This is a genomic window from Rhodococcus sp. PvR099, assembly GCF_017833315.1.
Lineage (GTDB): Bacteria > Actinomycetota > Actinomycetes > Mycobacteriales > Mycobacteriaceae > Rhodococcus_G > Rhodococcus_G oryzae.
This window is the reverse complement of the sequence record NZ_JAFIBV010000001.1, coordinates 5589234-5606847: the sequence shown is the minus strand read 5'-3', so window position 1 is coordinate 5606847 and position 17614 is coordinate 5589234. Positions and strand designations below refer to the sequence as shown.

Genomic DNA, 17614 nt, shown 5'->3' with positions numbered 1-17614 from the left:
CTTGGATTGCGCAGAAAATTCCGGTCACTTTCGTTCCCCGACAATGTCATCCACTCCGAACGAACGTTCGAATCAAGGTTCGCCACAACTGATCTCGGGTGGCGAAGGTTGAATGACATACCTGTGATTAGACACGGCACCGAGCGCTGGGGTCAAGCTGTTGGGCAATTCCCCTTACCACCACACACGGCGGAATCGCCTCGACGACGCATTCGTGCGCGTCACCAGCGTGTCGCACCGGCTGTCACCGATCGACCGGTGCAAGTCGGCTGCACCGGCGCAGGACGCCTAGGCTCTTGAGCTGTGAGAGTCACAGTATTGGTCGGCGGCGTCGGCGGAGCCCGTTTCCTGCAAGGTGTGCGGAGCCTGCTCGGAGAACCGGATGCCGCGGGCGCACACGAGATCACCGCGGTCGTGAATGTCGGAGACGACGTCTGGATGCACGGCCTGCGCATCTGCCCCGACCTGGACACCTGTATGTACACGCTCGGCGGCGGCATCGACCCCGAGCGGGGTTGGGGTCACGTCGGCGAAACCTGGAACGCGAAAGAGGAACTCGCGGCCTACGGCGCGAAGCCGGACTGGTTCGGTCTCGGCGACCGCGACATCGCCACACACCTCATCCGGACCCAGATGCTGCGCACCGGCTATCCACTGTCGGCGGTCACCGAGGCGCTGTGCAATCGCTGGCAACCCGGGGTGCAACTGCTCCCGGTGACCGACGACCGCAGCGAAACCCATGTGGTCATCACCGATCCGGCCGACAACGAGCAGCGGGCGATCCATTTCCAGGAATGGTGGGTCCGCCACCGCGCCCAGGTACCGACGCACAGCTTCGTGCACGTCGGTGCCGACAAGGCCACGCCTGCACCCGGGGTCATCGATGCGATCGAGAACGCGGACGCGGTGCTTCTTGCACCCTCCAACCCGGTGGTCAGCGTCGGCGCCATTCTCGCGGTGCCCGGGATCCGCGGCGCGCTGCGAACCGGCAAGGCAAAGGTCGTGGGCCTGTCGCCCGTCATCGACGGAAAGCCGTTGCGCGGCATGGCCGACGAATGCCTGGAGGTGATCGGCGTGGAGACCACCGCCGAGGCGATCGGCCGCTACTACGGCGCCCGCTCGGACACCGGGATCCTGGACGGCTGGCTCGTCCACGAGACCGACACCGCGCAGGTTCCCGGAGTCCAGGTCGAGGCGGTCCCGCTGCTGATGACCGACCCGGAGACGACGGCGGAGATGGCGCGGGCCGCGCTGCGCCTGGCCGGGATCACGGTGTGAACGGCGATCACGGAGCCGGCGGTTCCATCGAGATCCTCCCCGTGCCAGGACTTCCCGAGTTCCGGCCGGGCGATGACCTGGCCGCTGCGATCGCGGCTCAGGCGCCGTGGCTGGTGGACGGCGACGTACTGGTCGTCACGAGCAAGGTCGTCTCCAAGGTCGAGGGCCGAATCGTGGCCTCCCCCACCGATCCCGACGAACGCGATGCCGTTCGCCGACGCCTGGTGGATCAGGAAGCGGTCCGGGTCGTGGCCCGCAGGGGCCGCACCCTGATCACCGAGAACAGGCTGGGCATCATCCAGGCGGCGTCCGGCATCGACGGATCGAATGTGGACCCGGCGGAGCTGGCGCTACTGCCGGAAGACCCCGATGCGAGCGCTCGGCAGTTGCGTGAACGGTTGGCCGAACTACTGGGCGTGAGCGTCGCCGTGGTCATCACCGACACCATGGGACGGGCGTGGCGGGTCGGCCAGACGGACGCCGCGATCGGCGCATCGGGACTACCGGTGCTGCACGGCTACGCGGGATCGGTCGATGCGCAGGGCAACGAGCTCTACGTGACGGAGGTGGCGGTCGCGGACGAGCTCGCGGCGGCGGGCGATCTGGTAAAGGGCAAAGTCGGGAGCGTACCGATCGCCGTGGTCCGCGGGTTCGAGTTCGCGGACGACGGTTCGGTGGCGCGGGACCTGGTGCGGCCGGGCGAGGAAGACCTGTTCTGGCTCGGCTCCAACGAGGCAGTGGAGCGCGGCCGCCACGAAGCCCTGCTGCTGCGTCGCTCGGTGCGCGAGTTCTCCACCGAATCGATTGATCCGCAGTCCCTTCGGGATGCGATCGCGGAGGCCCTGACGGCCCCGGCACCGCACCACACCCGCCCGGTGCGGTTCGTGTGGATCCGCACGGCCGCGACCCGCAGGCGCCTGCTGAACGCGATGCGGGAGCAGTGGCGCTCGGATCTCACCGCGGACGGGCTGAGCCTGGAGAAGATCAACGCGCGGCTCGACCGCGGCAACATCCTGTTCGAGGCGCCGGAGCTGGTGATCCCCTTCTGCGTGCCCGAGGGCGCGCACCGCTACCCCGACGAGGCCAGGACCAGGTCCGAACAGACGATGTTCACCGTCGCCGCGGGCGCCGCCGTGCAGGGGCTGCTGGTGTCGTTGGCCACCAAGGGAATCGGTAGCTGCTGGATCGGTTCGACCATCTTCGCGGCGGACCTCGTCCGGGCCGAACTCGGCTTGCGCGCGGATTGGCAGGCCCTCGGCGCCATCGCCGTCGGGCATCCTCTCGAGCCCCTCGCGCCTCGCGTACCGAGCGAGCCCGGAGACCTGCTGGTGGAAATGTGAGTGCTCAGTCCCTGCACCGTTCGGCGCGCGAGGCGTTGCTGGGCTGGCAGACACCGAACGCTGCCGACGAGTCGTTGCGGCACACCATGCTCGCATTCCTCGACTCGGCGCCGCTGGGTTGCCTGCGCGAGCACGCCCCCGGCCACATCACCGCGTCGTCGCTGGTACTCAGCGAGGACCGGCGCCAGGTGCTGCTCACCCTGCATCCGCGGGTGGGCCGCTGGATCCAGCTCGGCGGGCACTGCGAGGCAGCCGACGAGACGGTCGTCGGCGCGGCACTGCGGGAGGCCACGGAGGAGTCCGGGATCGCGGGCCTGCGGATCGATCCGTTGCTGCTGTCGGCGCACACCCACCCCATCACCTGCTCGCTCGGGGTGCCCACCCGGCACCTGGACCTGAGATTCCTGGTGTGGGCCGAGGTGGGCGCCACGCCGGTGCGCAGTGACGAGTCGCAGGACCTGCGGTGGTGGCCGGTCGACGACCTGCCCGACGGCGCCGAGAAGGAGACGATCGACCACCTGGTCCGGCTGGCGAACGGGCGCTGAGCCCGTCCGCCGGCCGGCGGCGACGCTAGAGCAGCAGCGTCGCGGCGGTGGCGGCGACGACGTCGTCGACGCTGATGCCGGGCGCGGTCTCGACCAGGCGCAGGCCCTCGTCGGTGACGTCGAGGACGGCCATGTCGGTGATGATCCGCTGTACGCACGCCTTGCCGGTGAGCGGCAGGGCGCACTCGTCGAGGATCTTCGACTCGCCCTTCTTGGAGACGTGCTCCATCATCACGATGACGCGCTTGGCGCCGTGGACGAGGTCCATCGCGCCGCCCATGCCCTTGACCATGTGGCCGGGGATCATCCAGTTGGCGAGGTCACCCTTGGCACTGACCTGCATCGCGCCCAGCACCGCGACGTCCACCTGGCCGCCGCGGATCATGCCGAACGACTGCGACGAGTCGAAGTACGACGCACCCGGCAGGACGGTGACGGTCTCCTTGCCGGCATTGATCAGCTCGGGGTCGAGTTCGTCCTCGGTGGGGTACGGGCCCACACCCAGGATGCCGTTCTCCGAATGCAGGACCACCGTGATGTCCTCGGAGATGTAGTTCGGCACCAGCGTCGGCATACCGATGCCGAGGTTGACGTACTGCCCGTCGGAGAGTTCCTGCGCCACCCGCGCGGCCATCTGCTCGCGGGTCAGCTTCTGCACAATCGTCTGAGTCATGCTCGCACCGTTCGCTTCTCGATTCCGACAGTGACCTTGCCCACGTGCACGACGCGCTGCACGTGGATGCCAGGGGTGTGGATCTGGTCGGGATCCAGCTCGCCCGGCTCGACGAGGTGCTCGACCTGCGCGATGGTGATCCGGCCCGACGCGGCGGCCGGGGGGTTGAAGTTGCGGGCGCTGCGGCGGAAGACGAGGTTGCCGTGGCGGTCACCCTTCCACGCGTGGACGAGGGCGTAGTCGGCGACGATGCCCCGCTCCATGACGTACGTCTGCCCGTCGAACTCGCGGGTCTCCTTGGCCGGGCTCGCGACGGCGATGCCACCGTTGCCGTCGTAGCGGCGGGGCAGGCCTCCGTCCGCGACCTGGGTGCCGACGCCGGCCGGGGTGAAGAACGCGGGGATGCCGGCGCCGCCGGCGCGCAGCCGCTCGGCGAGGGTGCCCTGCGGCGTCAGCTCCACCTCGAGTTCACCGGAGAGGTACTGCCGGGCGAACTCCTTGTTGTCGCCCACGTACGAGCTGACGGTCCGGCGGATCCGGCCCTGCTCGAGCAGCACACCGAGGCCGAAGCCGTCGGTGCCGCAGTTGTTGCTCACCGTCTCGAGATCCGTCGCGCCCTGTTCCAGCAGCGCGTTGATGAGGATCTCCGGCACTCCTACCAGGCCGAACCCGCCGACCGCGATCGTCGCGCCGTCGGGCACGTCTGCGACGGCCTCGGCCGCCGTGGCAATGACTTTGTCCATCATGCGAGCCAGCATACGACGGTTCGTGCGTAATATGAACCCCCGTCCGCATTGCGAACAATTTGGGCACGGGCCGTTGATCGCGCCCGCGGAACGCACTACGGTTGTTCGCATAACGTAACTTCGTCCACATTCCGAACAGGGAAGGCCGAACAAGACTCGGTGCCCCTCACCCGGACCGTCCCCACACGAGGTCGTCACATGCTTCATCTGCCCCCGCAATACCGGCCGATCGGCGCCGACGTGAATGCGCCGCCGGACTTTGCCGACTACAAGACCACCGCGCTGCGCAGCCCCCGGCAGCCCCTCAAGCTGATCCAGCAGCGCCTCGGCGAGGTCACCGGACCCGTGTTCGGCGAGGACCGAGTCCAGCCCGGCGACGCCGACCTGACCATCGCCAACGGCGGCGAGGCCCAGGGGCAGCGCATCGTGGTGCACGGCCGGGTCCTCGACTCGGGCGGCAAGCCCGTCCCGAACACACTGCTCGAGGTGTGGCAGGCGAACGCAGGCGGCCGGTACCGGCACATCGGCGACAACTGGCCCGCGCCGCTCGACCCGCACTTCGACGGCATCGGCCGGTGTGTCACCGACGCCGACGGCCACTACACGTTCACGACGGTCAAGCCGGGCGCGTACCCGTGGCGCAACCACGACAACGCGTGGCGCCCGTCGCACATCCATTTCTCGCTGTTCGGCCAGGCGTTCACGCAGCGCCTGGTGACGCAGATGTACTTCCCGGACGACCCGCTGTTCTTCCAGGACCCGATCTACAACGCGGTCCCCGCCGCCGCCCGGCACCGCATGGTCAGCGTCTTCGACTACGACGCGACCGTGGCCGACTGGGCCCTTGGCTTCCGTTTCGACATCGTCCTGCGCGGACGCGACGCCACCCCGTTCGAGGACGACGAGGATCACGATGACTGACACTTCCCCCAAGAACTCCGGTGCACCGACCTACGAGGTCACCCCTGGCGACTTCACCACCGCCGAGTTCGGCGTCACCCCGTCGCAGACGGTGGGCCCGTACTGGCACATCGGCCTGCCGTGGGCGGACGGCCCCGACGCCGCCCCCGAGGGCACCCCGAACCGGATCACGCTGCGCGTCACCGTCATCGACGGCGCCCGCACGCCGGTCGCGGACGCGATGATCGAGACGTGGCAGGCCGACGCGGCGGGCCGATTCGCCCACGCCGACGACCCGCGCGGCGCGGCCGAGCCGACGCCCGCCGGGTTCCGCGGCTTCGGGCGGGCCGGGGCGGACGAGAGCGGTACCGCTGTGGTCCACACCGTCAAGCCGGGTCCACTGCCCGCCGAGAACGGCGCCGTCGAGGCCCCGCACGTCAACGTCGGTGTCTTCGCCCGCGGCATTCTCGAGCGCCTGTACACCCGGCTGTACTTCCCGGAGGACACCGATGCGCATGCCGTCGACCCGGTGTTGACGTCGCTGCCCGAGTCACAGCGGCCGAAGCTGATCGCGAACAAGACCGACGACGGCTACAGCCTCACGGTCTATGTTCAGGACAGCGATCCCGAGGGCGTCGAGACGCCGTTCTTCGAGCTGTGATCAGGAGCCTGGCGTGACACACACCCGCGGTGCACTGTTCGATCCTGTCTTCGGCGGCTCCGCTGTCGCCGAGGAGGTCTCGGATCACGCGTGGGTGGTCGCACTGCTCACGGTCGAGGCGGCCCTGTCACGGGCCGCCTCGACCGTGGACCTGGTGACGGTCGAGCACGCCTCGACCGTCACGGCCGTCGCGACCGGGCTCGCCGTGCCCGGCACACTCGACATCGCCGACCTCGGCCGCAGGTCCGCTGCCGGCGGCAACCCCGTCATCCCGTTGCTGAAGATCCTGCGGGCGGCCTGCGCCGACGAGGGGGTGCCCGCGTCGGCCGTTCACGTCGGCGCCACCAGCCAGGACGTGATGGACTCGGCGCTGATGCTGATCGCACGCAGGGCGGGTCACATCGTGCTCGCCGGAATGCGGGCGGCGGCGACCTCCGGTGCCGAACTCGCGCGAGCGCACCGCGCCACCCCGATGGTCGCGCGCACGCTCGGGCAGCAGGCCCTGCCCACCACCTTCGGCGCGCTCGCGGTGTCGTGGTTCACCGGCCTCGACGACGCGGCCGCCCAGCTCGAGCGGGCCCTGTCCGCGCTGCCCGTCCAGTTCGGTGGCGCGGCAGGCACTCTCGCCGCCGTCCACCCGCACGGCCTCGACATGGCCGACGCCCTCGCCGACGAACTCGGCCTGGCGCGGCAGGTGGCGCCGTGGCACACCACCCGCACTCCGGTCGCGGCCCTCGCGGCCGCGCTCGGCGTGGCCGCGGGCGCGGTCGCCAAGCCCGCCACCGACATCATCGCGATGGCCTCAACCGAGTTCGACGAGGTCGCCGAGGACGCGCCCGGCGGCTCGTCGGCCATGCCGCACAAACAGAATCCGGTGGCGGCCATCACCGCACGTGCCGCCGCCCGCCGGGCGCCCGGCCTGGTCTCGACCGTCCTGTCGTCGATGGACCACGAGTTCGCCCGGGCCGCGGGCGCGTGGCACGCCGAGTGGGAGACGGTCACCGACCTGCTCCGCCTGGCGGGCGGGGCGGCACACCAGTTGGCGTCGAGCCTCAGCGGACTGCACGTCCACGCCGACTCGATGGCCCGCAACCTCGACATCACCGGCGGGCTGATCCTTGCCGAGCGGGTCACCGGAGCCCTTTCCGCGCACACCGACTCGGCGCGCGAGATCGTCACCGCCGCGGCGGCATCCGGGATCCCGCTCGACCGTGCCCCCGAGATCACCGCGCACCTGTCCGCCGACGAACTGCGCGACCTGCTCGAGCCCTCGAACTACCTCGGCCACGCCGTCGACCTCGTCGACCGTGCCCTCGCTTTCCGGCCCGCCCGAACCACCGGAGGACCCGCATGACCGTGGACCTGCACTACGAACGCCACGGCGACCCGACCGCGCCGCCGGTGCTGCTGCTCGGCTCGCTCGGCTCGGATCTGCACATGTGGGATCCACAGGTCCGTGCACTATCGAACCGCACACACGTGATCGCCGTCGACCACCGCGGCCACGGCGGCTCGCCGGCCCCCGCGGGCCCGTACACGATCGCCGACCTGGGCTGCGACGTCATCGCGCTGCTCGACACGCTCGGCCTCGACGCGGCGCACCTCGTGGGCCTGTCTCTCGGGGGGGCGGTCGGGCAGTGGCTTGCGGCGCACCACCCGCAGCGCGTGCAGACCCTGACCCTGCTGTGCACGGCCGCGCAGTTCGCGCCGGCCCAGCCATGGCTCGATCGCGCGGCCACCGTCCGCGCCGACGGCGTCGCGTCCATCGCGGAGTCCATCGTCGGCCGCTGGTTCACCCCCGAACTGGCGCAGCGTGATCCGGAACTGGTGGCCCGCCACGTCGCGATGGTCTCCGGCACCTCCGACGAGGGGTACGCCGCGTGCTGCGAGGCCCTCTCCCAGTGGGACGGCCGCACCGACCTGGCCCGCATCGCGGCGCCCACGCTGGTGATCGCGGCCGAGCAGGACGGCCCCACTCCGCCGTCCGCGCTGCGGACCGTCGCCGACGGCATCGCGGGGGCCCAGTTCCACGTGCTGTCCCCCGGCGCGCACCTGGCGAACGTCGAGCAGGCAGGCGCGGTGACCCGCCTGATCGAGGCCCACATCGCGGCGTCGACCCCGGTGGGTGTGGCCCGCCGCTCCGTCCACGACGTCGGAATGTCGGTGCGCCGTTCGGTTCTCGGCGATGCCCACGTGGACCGCGCGATCGGCTCCAGCACAGCGTTCACCGAGCCGTTCCAGGACTTCATCACCCGCACCGCATGGGGTGACATCTGGGCCCGCGAGGGTCTCGACCACTCCACCCGCCGGCTGCTGACCCTCGCGATCCTCACCGCCGTCGGCAACGAGCACGAGCTCGACCTGCACATCCGGGCCGCCCTCCGGGCGGGCATGGACCCCGAACAGCTCGTGGAAGTATTCCTCCATACCGCGGTGTACGCGGGTGTGCCGAACAGCAACCGTGCGTTCGCGCTCGGGAAGCAGGCTCTCGCCGACCTGGCGGGGGCCACCGAGGGGAGTACCTGACAGTGAGCAACTCGAGCGAGACGACTTCGACCGGGACCGAACCGATCGGGGCGTCGCCCGACTACGTGCAGTCGCTCGCGCGAGGACTGTCCGTCATCAAGGCGTTCGACGCCGACCATCCGCGGCGCACCCTGAGCGAGGTCGCCAAGCACACCGACCTGACGCGGGCGACCGCACGCCGGTTCCTGCTGACGCTCGCCGAACTCGGCTACATCCGCACCGACGGTTCGGTGTTCTGGCTGACTCCGCGAGTGCTCGAGCTCGGCTACAGCTTCCTGTCGAGCCTGTCGCTGCCCGAGATCGCCGGACCTCATCTCGAGGCGTTGTCCGAGCAGGTCCGCGAATCGACGTCGGTCTCGATCCTCGACCAGGACGACGTGGTGTACGTGGCCCGGGTCCCGGTCAGCCGCATCATGACCGTATCCATCAACATCGGTACCCGCTTTCCCGCCTTCGCCACCTCGATGGGCCGAGTCCTGCTCGCGGGGCTGAACAAGCCCGAACTCGACGAGTACCTCGCGCGGGTGACGCTGACACCCCTCACCGGCCGCACCATCGACACCCCGGACATGCTCCGCACCGAACTCGAGCAGGTACGCGCGGACGGCTACTGCGTGGTGGACCAGGAACTCGAGGAGGGCCTGCGCTCACTCGCCGCCCCCATTCGCGACCGCTCGGGCACAGTCGTTGCCTCCGTGAACATTTCGACGCAGGCGGCGCGGTACTCGATCGAGGACGTGTACAACACCCTCGTTCCCGCCGCCGTCGCCGCCGCGGAGGCCATCTCGGCCGATCTCGTCCGCACCCAGCATTGACCATCTCTGCAAGGAAGTAACCATGCCCGACGCAGTCATCTGCGAACCCCTCCGCACCCCCGTCGGCCGATTCGGCGGCGTGTTCCGCGACATCGCCCCCGAGGACCTCGCGGCCACCGTGATCACCGAACTCGTCACACGCACCGGCATCTCCGGAGCCGACATCGACGACGTGATCCTCGGCCAGGCCTCCCCCGGCGGCGAGGCACCCGCGATCGGCCGGATCGCGGCCCTCAATGCCGGTCTCGGCGTGGACGTTCCGGGCCTGCAGGTGGACCGCCGCTGCGGCTCCGGGCTGCAGGCGATCATCCAGGCCGTGATGCAGGTGCAGTCCGGCGGCAGCGACCTCGTCCTCGCGGGCGGTGTCGAGTCGATGAGCCAGGCCGAGTTCTACGCCACCGGAATGCGTTACGGCGTCCGCGGCGAGTCGCTGGCCCTCAACGACCGGCTGGCCCGGGCCCGCGTCACCGCCGGCGGACGGAACCACCCGGTGCCCGGCGGCATGATCGAGACCGCCGAGAACCTGCGCGCCGAGTTCTCCATCAGCCGCGCGGACCAGGACGCGCTCGCCGTGGCGTCCCACCAGCGGGCCGTCGCCGCGCAGCGCAGCGGCGTCTTCGCGCAGGAGATCGTCCCGGTCGCGGTGCCGCAGCGCAAGGGCGACGCCCTGATGGTCGACACCGACGAGCACCCGCGAGCCGACACCACCGTCGAGTCGCTCGCGAAGCTGCGCCCGATCCGCGGCAAGGTCGACCCCGACTCCACCGTCACCGCAGGCAACGCCAGCGGCCAGAACGACGGCGCCGCAATCGCGATCGTCACCACGCCGGAGAGGGCCAAGGCCCTCGGGCTGCGTCCGCTCGCCCGGCTCGCCAGCTGGGCGGTGGCCGGTGTGCCGCCGCGGACGATGGGCATCGGGCCGGTGCCGTCCACCGAGAAGGCGCTGAGCCGCCTGGGCCTGTCGCTGTCCGACATGGACGTCATCGAGCTCAACGAGGCGTTCGCCGCGCAGGCCCTCGCCGTCCTGCGCACGTGGGACCTCGAGGCCGACGACCCGCGCCTGAACCCCAACGGCTCGGGCATCTCCCTCGGCCACCCGGTCGGCGCGACCGGCGCCCGCATCCTCGCGACGTTGCTGCGCGAGATGGACCGTCGCGAGGCTCGCTACGGCCTCGAGACGATGTGCATCGGTGGCGGTCAGGGTTTGGCGGCGGTGTTCGAGCGGATCGCCTGACACCGAGCACAGACAGACGAAATGGCCGGTCCTCGTCCGGGACCGGCCATTTCGGTGCACCAAGAGCGAACCCGGCGACAGCGGATCAGGCATCCACAAGGGCCGACCGGGATTCCCGGTCGGCCCTTGTGCAGCCTGTGTCAGAGGCCCTGTGCAGAGATCGACTCCAACACAGGACGTCTCGCCGCCACGGTGTCACCCGAGGACTTTCCGGTCAGTCGGCGCCCGATCCACGGCCCGACGAAGTCCTTGGTCCAGATGTAGTTCACCCGACGCCGCTCGGCCTTGCTCAGCACCGGAGCCGGCCCCAGATCTGGCCCCTCGAGCTCGTGGCTGACACCGAGCGCATCGAGGGTCTCGACCGCCATCCGATGATGCCCGGCAGTCGACATGTGCAGGCGGTCCCAGTCCCACATCCGTTCGTCGTCGTAGCCGTCGAACCGCCAGAAATCGACAACCACCGCACCGTGCCGGTCCGCGACCTCGCGGACCAGTTCGTTGTAGATCGCGATGCGCCCGCGGATCTTGCCGAACACGGCCGACCACCCCGCGTCGTATGCCGTCCACAACGCCACCGTCGCCCCGCTCGCGGTGAGCTTGCCGATCGCCTCGTCGTAGCGGTCCACCATCGCGTCGATGTCCACCGACGGACGCATCAGGTCGTTCCCGCCGCCGTAGATCGTGACCAGATCCGGCCCAAGGGCGAGCGCCTGATCGACCTGGTCGTCGATGATCTGCCCCAGCAGCTTTCCGCGGACCGCGAGGTTGGCGTACCGGAAGTCCTCGCTCTTGCCCGCGAGCTGCTCGGCGACGCGATCCGCCCAGCCCCGCAGCCCGTTCGGCCGCGCCGGGTCGTGATCGCCGAGCCCCTCCGTGAACGAATCCCCGAGGGCGACGTAACGATTGAAGACAGGTTCCGGCGAATTCATCGCATAGATTTTGCCAGAATGGGCCAGGTCACACCTGCACGGGTTACACGTCGGTGGAGAACCGGACCCCGCCGTCGGGCAGGGCAACGCCCGGCCAGACCCGCGCACCGCGGAGCAGTTCGCAGCGGGCGCCGACGTCAGCGCCGTCGCCGATCACCGCATCGCGCACCAGCGCCCGGGGCCCGATCCGCGCGCCGAATCCGACGATCGACCGTTCCACCGTCGCGCCCGCTTCGATGACCGCGCCGTCGAAGACGACCGCACCGTCGAGCCGTGCGCCCGCGCCGATCTCGGCGCCGCGTCCGACCACCGTGCCGCCGATCAGCACCGCGCCGGGCGCGATGCCCGCGCCCGGGTGCACCAGCGACTCTCCCCGCGGGCCCTCGAGCGCGGGTGAGGGCGCGATGCCGCGCACCAGATCAGCGGACCCGCGGACGAAGTCCTCCGGCGTGCCCATGTCGCGCCAGTAGGCCGCGTCGACATGCCCGAAGACGCGTCGCCCCTCGGCCAACAGCCCGGGGAACACCTCACGCTCCACCGAGACCGGACGCCCGGCCGGGATCTTCTCGATGATCTCGCGCCTGAAGACGTAGCAACCGGCGTTGATCTGGTCGGTCGGCGGATCCTGGGTCTTCTCGAGGAAGTCCGTGACGCGGCCGTCGTCGTCGGTCGGCACGCATCCGAAGGCCCGCGGATCCCCCACCCGGACCAGGTGCATCGTCACGTCCGCCTCGGTGGTGCGGTGCGTATCCAGCACGGCCCGAAGGTCGGTGCCGCCGAGCACGTCGCCGTTGAAGACGATCACGTTGTCGGCCCTGAGCTTGGGCAGCACGTTCCTGATGCCGCCACCGGTGCCGAGCGGCTCGGTCTCGGTGACATAGTCGATCTCCAGACCCATCGACGACCCGTCGCCGAAGTAGTCCTCGAAGACCTCGGCCTTGAACGAGGTGCCGAGCACTACGTGTTTGATCCCGGCCGCGCCGATGCGCGCCAGCAGGTGCTGCAGGAAGGGCAGGCCCGCCGTCGGCAGCATGGGCTTCGGCGCGGAGAGCGTCAGCGGCCGCAGCCTGGTGCCCTTACCGCCGACGAGAACCACCGCGTCCACGTTCGGTTCGCTCGTCACTTGGTCATTCACCATCGTCTGCAGTCCCCTCGTTCTTCGCCCTGTTCCGTACCGCGGCCGCGACGGCCACCTTCGACCGCACCGCGAGACCGCCGCGTAGCGCCCACCGAAGCGGCGCCTGCCACCAATGCGGATGCCGATCGGCCTGGAAGCGGTAGGCGCTCTGGTGATGTGCCGGCAGCATCAACTCGGGATGGCGCCCTGCCGCATGTCCCTTGGCGTGGGTCACCTCGGCCGAGGGCACGAACACGTTGTGCCAGCCCGCGCGGCCGAGTCGATCGCCGAAGTCGACGTCCTCCATGTACATGAAGTACCGGGAGTCGAACCCGTTGATCGAGTCGAATGCGGCGCGACGCACCAGCAGGCAGGACCCGGAGAGCCACCCCACAGGGCGCTCGGACACCTGCTCGTTCTCCTGGCGGTACCGCTGGGTCCACGGATTGGACGGCCAGACGGTGCCGAGGAGGGCGTGGCCTGCGCCCGAGACGAGCCCGGGAACCTGGCGCGCCGACGGGTAGACGCTGCCGTCGGGTTCCAGCACCATCGGACCGAGTGCGCCCGCGCGGGGCCAGCGCTGAGCCGCGTCGAGCAGCACGTCGAGGGAGCCGGCGCCCCAGCGGAGATCGGGATTCGCGATCACCACGAACTCCACATCGGGGTCCAGCTCGGCCACCGCGCGGTTGATGGCACCGCCGTAGCCGATGTTCCCGCCCGTGCGCAGCAGGCGCACGTTGGAATTCTGTTCGAGGGCCGCCTCGGGAGCACCGTCTGTCGACCCGTTGTCGGCCATGACGACCTGGGTCTCCAACGTCGTGGCTTCCTCGAGGGTGTCGAGGAAACTCTGAAGGTGCTTGCCCGGCGAATAGGTCACCGTCACCACGGCCAGCTGCGAACTCACGCCGGCAACCCTAGTCGCTGGCCGGCGGCAACTGCGCCAGGGCCGCCGTCAGCGCCTCCTGCCACGGCCGCAACGGGGTCAGGCCGGCGTCCACCCAGGATGCCTCCGACAGCACCGAGTACGCCGGCCGCGGCGCTGGCCGCACGAACTGGGCACTGGTGCAGGGGCGGACCCTCTCCCGATCCGCACCGACACCGGCGAACACCGCCCTGGCGAGGTCGAACCAGCTCGCCTGGCCGGCGTTCGTCGCGTGCAGCACCCCGCCCGGCACCTCAGGCGAACCGGCCAGCTGCAGCAGGCCGTCGGCCAGGTCACCCGCATAGGTCGGCGACCCGATCTGGTCGTCGACCACGTCGACCGTGTCGCGCTCGCGTTCCAGGCGCAGCATCGTGGCCACGAAGTCCGCGCCCACACCGGTGTAGACCCACGCGGTCCGCACCACGAGGGCGTTCGGGTCGGCGGCGAGCACCGCGCGCTCGCCGTCGAGCTTCGTCCGCCCGTAGGCGGTCCGCGGCCCGGTCTCCGAGTCGGTCTCATATGGGCTGGCCGCGTCGCCCGCGAACACGTAGTCCGTCGACACATGGATCAGTCGGGCGCCGACACGCGCGGTCGCCGACGCCAGATTCCGTGGGCCGAGCACATTCACCCGCTCGGCGGCCTGCTCGTCGGATTCGGCCGCATCGACGGCGGTGTATGCAGCGCAGTTGATGACGACGGTGCCGGGCTCGACGAGCCTGTCGACCGCCTCACCATCGGTGATGTCCAGGTCTCTTGACCCGAATCCGACGATGTCGAGACCGGCCGCGGAACCGCGACGCAGCAACTGCGTGCCGAGCTGGCCACCGGCCCCGGTCACAAGGATCTTTCTCACACAGGAAAGTCTGGCACGCCGGTCCGCGGACACCGGAACCACGCGTCCCCACCAGTAGCCTGGACCCCGGTCGGGGTGAACCACATGCAGAGTTAGGGGGCATCAGGTGCCGGACAACGAGGGAGCTCCGACGGCGAGGCGTACCGCCTTCGGTCGGGGCCAGATAGCCGTCGCGGCCGCGTCGGTCCTCGTCCTCCTCATCACCGGATTCGCGTGGCGCAGCGTCGATGCCCTCACGTCGAACCTCGCAACCGCGCGACTCGAGCTGGGCGACGGCGGCAAGGACGGCGCGGTCGACATCCTCATGGTCGGCACCGACAGTCGCACCGACGCGCACGGCAATCCGCTCTCCGCCGACGAACTGGCCTCGCTCAGGGCAGGCGAGGCGGAGGCAGACAACACCGACACCATCGTGCTCATCCGGGTCCCCACCGACGGCGGCTCTGCGACGGCCGTCTCGATCCCACGCGATTCGTATGTCGAGGTCCCCGGCATCGGCCATTCGAAGATCAACGCCGCCTTCGGGGCCACCCGGGCCACCGAGCAGCAGCGGTTGCTCGACGAGGGCGAGTCCGAGGACGAGGCCGACAAGGCATCGACCCAAGCCGGCCGTGAGGCCCTGATCAAGTCGGTAGCGAACCTCACCGGCATCACCGTCGACCACTACGCGGAGGTCGGGCTGCTGGGATTCGTCCTGCTCACCGACGCCGTCGGCGGTGTCGATGTGTGCCTGAACAACCCGGTCGACGAGTGGATGTCCGGTGCGAAGTTCCCAGCGGGCGAACAGACCCTCAGCGGGTCCAACGCATTGTCCTTCGTCCGGCAGCGACACGACCTCCCGCGCGGCGACCTCGACCGGATCGTCCGCCAGCAGGTGTTCATGGCGTCGCTGGTGCACGAGGTCATCAGCGCCAAGACGCTGAGCAATCCCGGCAAGCTCGCGCAGCTGAGCTCCGCGGTGCAGCGTTCGGTCGTGCTCGACGACGACTGGGACATCATCGATTTCGCGAAGCAACTGCAGGGCCTCGCGGGCGGCGAGGTCAAGTTCCAGACCATCCCGGTCGTCGACCTCAACGCGATGACCGACTACGGCGAGTCGATCGTGCAGGTGGACCCGAAGGCCGTCCGCACGTTCGTTGCCGGCCTGGTGGGCGAGCACGACAGCGGCAGCGAGGCCACCGGCACCGGCGAGGCGCCGTCCATCGACACCTCGAAGGTCACCGTCGACGTGTCCAACGACAGCGGGATCGGCGGGCTCGCGTCCCGGGTGTCCGAGGCACTGACCGAGCAGGGCTACGTGCAGGGTGAGGTCGGGAACAACACCGGCACCACGGTGAGCACGAGCCGCGTCCTCGCGGCCGACCCCGATTCCGACGCGGCGAAGGCCGTCGCGGCCGCGCTCGGCGGCCTGACGATCGTCGGCGACAGCTCGCTGTCCGCGGGCACGGTGAAGGTCCTGATCGCGGCCGATTACACCGGCCCCGGTTCCGGCTCCGACTCCACCTCGGAGCCGACCTCGGATATCGTCGACATGGGCACCAGCCCCACCCCCGCGCCCCCTGGCCCGGCGATCGACGCCGGGAACAAGGGCCCGCGGTGCGTCAACTAGCGAGAACGGCGGCGGAAGTGCCCGACCCGAACACATCCGTGACCAACCTGAGCGCGGCATTTCTCGATCCGATCCTGCAGCAGGATCCGGCCGGCCCGCGCATCACCTACTACGACGATGTCAGCGGCGAGCGGATCGAACTGTCCGCGCTCACCCTCGCCAACTGGGCCGCCAAGACCGCCAACCTGATTCGCGACGAGTTCGGCCTGCTGCCGGGCGCCCGGATCTGTGTGCTGCTCCCCGCGCACTGGCAGAGCGCCGCCGTGCTGCTCGGCTGCTGGTGGGCCGGCGCCGAGGTGCTGCTGGCGCCCGCGGACGACGCGGAGCTCGCGCTGGTCGCGGCAGACCGGCTGGCCGAGGTCGAGGACGTGCCCGAGGTCGCGGTGCTCTCGCTCGACGCGTTCGGTCGCCCCGCCGAGGGGCTCCCGATCGGCGTCACCGACTACGCCACCTCGGTTCGCGTGCACGGCGACCAGTTCCGGCCGGACGCCGGAGCGTCGTCGGCTCTCGACGGCATGTCGATCGCCGAGGTGCTCACCGCGGCAACGGACTCCGCCGCGGCCCAGTCCATCGGCCGCGCGGATCGCGTGCTCTCGAGCTCAGAGTGGGGCACCACGACCGAACTGATCGACGGCCTGCTCGCGGTGCTGGCGGCCGGCGCCTCGCTGGTGCAGGTCGCGCGCCCCTCCGACGACGCGATGGCCAGGCGGATGGGCACCGAGAAGATCACGATCCGACGCTGACCCGATCGCCTGCGTGATCGACGGTCCAGATCCGGCTGCGCAGATCCCCTCCCCGAATCACCTGGATTCGCCAGGGATCAAGGCGCAGGACGTGTAGTTCGGGATCGTCGGGCGACCGCCAGAAGTTGCCCAGGTCGTATCCCGCCCCACGCGGGCTGGTCCGGCGATAGAGGTCCCACACCCGGCGCCTGGTGTCGCCGTCGTCGACCCATTCCGCGACCGTGTCGACCGCCACCGAATTGTTGCCGGGCGCCCAGTACGAGAAGTTCGTGTGCGGGTTCCCGCGCGGGTGCGCGGCTTTGACCGGGGTCCGGTAGGTGGCCAGCCAACCGACGTCACCTTCATGCCACTCTCCCGACGTATCCGCCGTCGACCAGTCCGGCCTCGATCTCGAATCGGTTGCGGTGCATCGGATGCCGAACCTCTTCGATGAGGTAGCGGACAACGAATCCGAGACCGTACCGGGCCCACTGCTCGGCATGGACCGCCTCGTGACGCAGGGTCGCGGCGCCGGTGTTTCGCCCGGTCAGGTAGGCCCCACCGATCGTGGTTCCTCCCCGCGCGAAGCCGAACCGCATCCCGGCACAGACGAAAGGGGCGAACTCCTCGTCGAAGGCGATCCTGGCACGCAGCGCCGCCGCGTACGCCAGCGCCGCCACTGTCGCCACCATCGACCCCGCGCTGCCCCGCGAGGCCCGGGCCAGTCGGAGTCGACCGGCCCGG

At 70.1% G+C, this 17614-nt stretch carries 19 protein-coding genes; 11 read left to right on the top strand and 8 right to left on the bottom strand.

What is annotated here, in order from left to right:
* The first annotated feature begins 303 nt into the window (after nt 1-303).
* Genes cofD through JOE46_RS25780 form a run of 3 tightly spaced genes read left to right on the top strand, consistent with a single transcriptional unit; the run spans nt 304 to nt 3163 of the window.
* The gene (gene cofD / locus JOE46_RS26670) at nt 304-1278 is read left to right on the top strand and encodes a 2-phospho-L-lactate transferase (protein WP_097210543.1); all 975 of its coding nucleotides are present in this window, start codon (nt 304-306) and stop codon (nt 1276-1278) included.
* Nucleotides 1275-2618, top strand: a complete 1344-nt coding sequence (locus JOE46_RS25785; protein ID WP_097210542.1) for a coenzyme F420-0:L-glutamate ligase — start codon at nt 1275-1277, stop codon at nt 2616-2618. The genes cofD and JOE46_RS25785 overlap by 4 nt, the downstream gene beginning before the upstream one ends.
* The gene (locus tag JOE46_RS25780; RefSeq protein WP_209928840.1) at nt 2615-3163 is read left to right on the top strand and encodes an NUDIX hydrolase; all 549 of its coding nucleotides are present in this window, start codon (nt 2615-2617) and stop codon (nt 3161-3163) included. Before JOE46_RS25785 ends, JOE46_RS25780 begins: the two co-directional genes overlap by 4 nt.
* Before the next feature lie 25 nt (nt 3164-3188).
* On the opposite strand, the gene JOE46_RS25775 is transcribed toward JOE46_RS25780, so the two are convergent.
* Both JOE46_RS25775 and JOE46_RS25770 read right to left on the bottom strand, forming a co-directional pair.
* Nucleotides 3189-3836 (bottom strand): CoA transferase subunit B, encoded by a 648-nt coding sequence (locus JOE46_RS25775; protein ID WP_097210540.1) that lies wholly within the window; start codon nt 3834-3836, stop codon nt 3189-3191.
* On the bottom strand, nt 3833-4579 hold the full coding sequence (locus tag JOE46_RS25770; RefSeq protein WP_097210670.1) for a CoA transferase subunit A: 747 nt from the start codon (nt 4577-4579) through the stop codon (nt 3833-3835). Before JOE46_RS25770 ends, JOE46_RS25775 begins: the two co-directional genes overlap by 4 nt.
* A gap of 201 nt (nt 4580-4780) precedes the next feature.
* Here JOE46_RS25770 and pcaH point away from each other — a divergent pair, with 201 nt between their 5' ends.
* Genes pcaH through JOE46_RS25740 form a run of 6 tightly spaced genes read left to right on the top strand, consistent with a single transcriptional unit; the run spans nt 4781 to nt 10718 of the window.
* Complete coding sequence (gene pcaH / locus JOE46_RS25765; protein WP_209928838.1) at nt 4781-5503, top strand: protocatechuate 3,4-dioxygenase subunit beta; 723 nt, start codon at nt 4781-4783, stop codon at nt 5501-5503.
* A complete protein-coding gene (pcaG, locus tag JOE46_RS25760) occupies nt 5496-6143 on the top strand; it encodes a protocatechuate 3,4-dioxygenase subunit alpha (protein WP_097210538.1) in 648 nt (215 codons plus the stop codon). Before pcaH ends, pcaG begins: the two co-directional genes overlap by 8 nt.
* 13 nt (nt 6144-6156) lie before the next feature.
* On the top strand, nt 6157-7497 hold the full coding sequence (locus JOE46_RS25755; RefSeq protein ID WP_307861338.1) for a lyase family protein: 1341 nt from the start codon (nt 6157-6159) through the stop codon (nt 7495-7497).
* Nucleotides 7494-8669: a 3-oxoadipate enol-lactonase gene (pcaD, locus tag JOE46_RS25750; protein WP_097210536.1), complete on the top strand. Its 1176-nt coding sequence runs from the start codon at nt 7494-7496 to the stop codon at nt 8667-8669. Before JOE46_RS25755 ends, pcaD begins: the two co-directional genes overlap by 4 nt.
* 2 nt (nt 8670-8671) lie before the next feature.
* Entirely contained in the window at nt 8672-9484 is an 813-nt protein-coding gene (locus tag JOE46_RS25745; RefSeq protein WP_097210535.1) for an IclR family transcriptional regulator, read from the top strand.
* Nucleotides 9485-9506: 22 nt separating this feature from the next.
* The gene (locus tag JOE46_RS25740) at nt 9507-10718 is read left to right on the top strand and encodes an acetyl-CoA C-acetyltransferase (RefSeq protein ID WP_097210534.1); all 1212 of its coding nucleotides are present in this window, start codon (nt 9507-9509) and stop codon (nt 10716-10718) included.
* A 140-nt stretch (nt 10719-10858) separates the two neighbouring features.
* Here the strand turns inward: JOE46_RS25740 and JOE46_RS25735 are convergent, their stop codons facing one another.
* From JOE46_RS25735 to rfbD, 4 genes are read right to left on the bottom strand one after another with little or no spacing between them, the layout of a single operon-like run.
* On the bottom strand, nt 10859-11647 hold the full coding sequence (locus JOE46_RS25735; protein WP_097210533.1) for an SGNH/GDSL hydrolase family protein: 789 nt from the start codon (nt 11645-11647) through the stop codon (nt 10859-10861).
* A gap of 43 nt (nt 11648-11690) precedes the next feature.
* The gene (locus JOE46_RS25730; protein ID WP_077041012.1) at nt 11691-12785 is read right to left on the bottom strand and encodes a sugar phosphate nucleotidyltransferase; all 1095 of its coding nucleotides are present in this window, start codon (nt 12783-12785) and stop codon (nt 11691-11693) included.
* The gene (locus JOE46_RS25725; RefSeq protein WP_097210669.1) at nt 12775-13668 is read right to left on the bottom strand and encodes a glycosyltransferase family 2 protein; all 894 of its coding nucleotides are present in this window, start codon (nt 13666-13668) and stop codon (nt 12775-12777) included. The genes JOE46_RS25730 and JOE46_RS25725 overlap by 11 nt, the downstream gene beginning before the upstream one ends.
* 10 nt (nt 13669-13678) lie before the next feature.
* A complete protein-coding gene (gene rfbD, locus JOE46_RS25720; RefSeq protein WP_097210532.1) occupies nt 13679-14539 on the bottom strand; it encodes a dTDP-4-dehydrorhamnose reductase in 861 nt (286 codons plus the stop codon).
* Nucleotides 14540-14645: 106 nt separating this feature from the next.
* Here rfbD and JOE46_RS25715 point away from each other — a divergent pair, with 106 nt between their 5' ends.
* The gene (locus tag JOE46_RS25715) at nt 14646-16148 is read left to right on the top strand and encodes an LCP family protein (RefSeq protein WP_097210531.1); all 1503 of its coding nucleotides are present in this window, start codon (nt 14646-14648) and stop codon (nt 16146-16148) included.
* Between the two features lie 38 nt (nt 16149-16186).
* A complete protein-coding gene (locus tag JOE46_RS25710; RefSeq protein ID WP_097210530.1) occupies nt 16187-16891 on the top strand; it encodes a TIGR03089 family protein in 705 nt (234 codons plus the stop codon).
* Here JOE46_RS25710 and JOE46_RS25705 read toward each other — a convergent pair.
* Nucleotides 16875-17126, bottom strand: a complete 252-nt coding sequence (locus JOE46_RS25705) for a hypothetical protein (protein WP_209928834.1) — start codon at nt 17124-17126, stop codon at nt 16875-16877. The genes JOE46_RS25710 and JOE46_RS25705 overlap by 17 nt on opposite strands.
* Before the next feature lie 106 nt (nt 17127-17232).
* On the bottom strand, nt 17233-17562 hold the full coding sequence (locus JOE46_RS25700) for a hypothetical protein (RefSeq protein ID WP_097210529.1): 330 nt from the start codon (nt 17560-17562) through the stop codon (nt 17233-17235).
* Nucleotides 17563-17614 lie beyond the last annotated feature (52 nt).